This window comes from Rhodopseudomonas sp. BR0C11 (assembly GCF_010820945.1).
GTDB lineage: Bacteria > Pseudomonadota > Alphaproteobacteria > Rhizobiales > Xanthobacteraceae > Rhodopseudomonas > Rhodopseudomonas palustris_H.
Genome location: NZ_QTKI01000588.1, coordinates 1 through 2,112 on the forward strand (window position 1 = coordinate 1; position 2,112 = coordinate 2,112).

The 2,112-nt window shown below is 65.0% G+C and carries 1 protein-coding gene; it reads left to right on the top strand.

What is annotated here, in order from left to right; genetic code table 11:
* Positions 1-6: 6 nt before the first annotated feature.
* Positions 7-2,112: outer membrane protein (locus DYI24_RS25490; RefSeq protein ID WP_349627818.1), on the top strand; the 2,106-nt coding region annotated here is incomplete at its 3' end.

Genomic DNA, 2,112 nt, shown 5'->3' on the forward strand with positions numbered 1-2,112 from the left:
GGAGAGGTGTATAAGAGACAGGGTTTCGGTAGCAACGACTGGGAGTCGGCGACCGGCGCGCTGCTCGCCGCGTCGACGTCGGGCGGGTTCCCCGGGCGCGGCGATAGTTCCGGGCTGTTCGGCGGCGGTCAGATCGGCGCGAACTATCAAGTCGGCCGCTGGGTCGCCGGCGTTGAAGCGTCCGCCGCCGCAGCGGATATCGGCGGCTACGCCAAATGCGCCACCGATATCGGGACACGGAGAAATTTCACCTGCCACAACGAGCTGTCGTCGCTCGGCACGATCACGGGGCGGCTTGGGCAGACCTGGGGCAACCTGTTGATCTACGGCAAGGCCGGCGCGGCGTGGGCAACCGGCAGCAGCGACGTGCAGCGCGCAGGCAGCGCCAGCCGCTTCACCGAAAGCGGCACGCGCTGGGGCTGGATCACCGGCACCGGCCTCGAATACGCGCTGAGCCCGAACCTGTCGGCCTTCGTGGAATACAACCACGTCGATTTCGGCACCAAAGACACCGCTTACGTCGATCAATTCGGCAATGCCTCCGAGGTCGGCTTCAAGCAGAAGCTTGATCTGGTCAAGGCTGGCCTCAACTATCGGCTCGGCTCGGGCGCACCGACGCTCAGTGCGGGCAGCAACGTGCCGCTGTTCGTCAAGGCCGCTGCGCTGCCGCTCGGATGGCAGATCGAGGCCGGCACCCGGTATTGGGGCAGCTCGGGGCGGATGCAGAAGGATCTGAACGACAATTTCCAGCCGAGCCGTTTGAATTCGCGGCTGATCTACGGCGATCAGACCGGACACTCGCTCGAAGCCTTCGTGCGCGTCGATCACGCTTCGGGTCTGTTCGCCAAGGCCAATCTCGGTCTCGGCCATCTCGTGAGCGGTCAGCTCAACGACGAAGACTTTCCGAGCGAAGTGAATTACTCGAACACGATCTCGGAGATGCGCGACGGCCGCATGGCTTTCGGCAGCGCCGACATCGGCTACAATTTCATCAACGATGGCGGCCGCAAGCTCGGCGGGTTCGTCGGTTATCGTTCGTTCTACCAGACCGGCAACGGCTTCGGCTGTCGGCAGATAGCGACCGACTTCGACACCTGTGGCGTCCCGTTTCCCACCAACTTCGTCGGCCTCAGCGAGACCGAGTCCTGGCGCGGCGTCGCGCTCGGCCTCAACGTTCGCGCGCCGCTGACCGAACGGCTGCGGCTGGAGGTGGATGCGGCCTATCTGCCTTACGTCAATCGCGCCGGCTTCGACAATCATTGGTTCCGCGCCGACATCAATCCGCAGTCGGAGGTCGGCCACGGCTGGGGCACGCAATTCGAAGCGATCCTGTCCTATGCTGTCACCGATCGCTTCAGCGTCGGCGTCGGCGGCCGCTATTGGTACTTCGCGACCGACAGCGCCAGCACGATCTTCCCGAGAGAAGCGACGACCTCGCCGATGCAGTTCTATGCCGAACGCTACGGCGGCTTCGTGCAGACCTCTTATAAGTTCGGCGATGTCGATAAGGCAGAGACCTCGGCGGCCGGCATCACCAAGGCGCCTCCGCGGATCGCGTCGGTCAATTGGACCGGCCTCTATGTCGGCGCCAGCGTCGGCGCGGGCTGGGGCCGCACCACCTATGCGGACCCGTTCCCGACTCCGACGACGGGTGATCGGGTCGACCTCGGCGGCGCGCTGCTCGGCGGCCAGATCGGCGCGAACTACCAGTTCGGTCATCTCGTCGCCGGCGTCGAAGCCTCCGCCAATTGGGCGAATATCCGCGGCACCAACACCTGCTTCGGCGCGTATCCCAATCCTGTGGTGGCCGGCTTCGACTGCGGCAGCAAGATCGACGCGATCGGCGCGTTGACGGCGCGGGGCGGTTACGCGATTGATCGCACACTGCTCTACGTCAAGGGCGGCGCGGCGTGGGATCGCCAGCAGGATCAGTTCAACACTGTCGGCGTCGGCGGCACGACGCTGGCGAACACCAGCACCAATTGGGGCTGGACCGTCGGCGGCGGGCTCGAATACGCGCTCGCCCCATCGTGGTCGATGGCGCTCGAATACAAGTACTTCGACTTCGGGGCGTCTCCGGTGTTCGCGACGTCGGTGACACCGGCTTTGGAT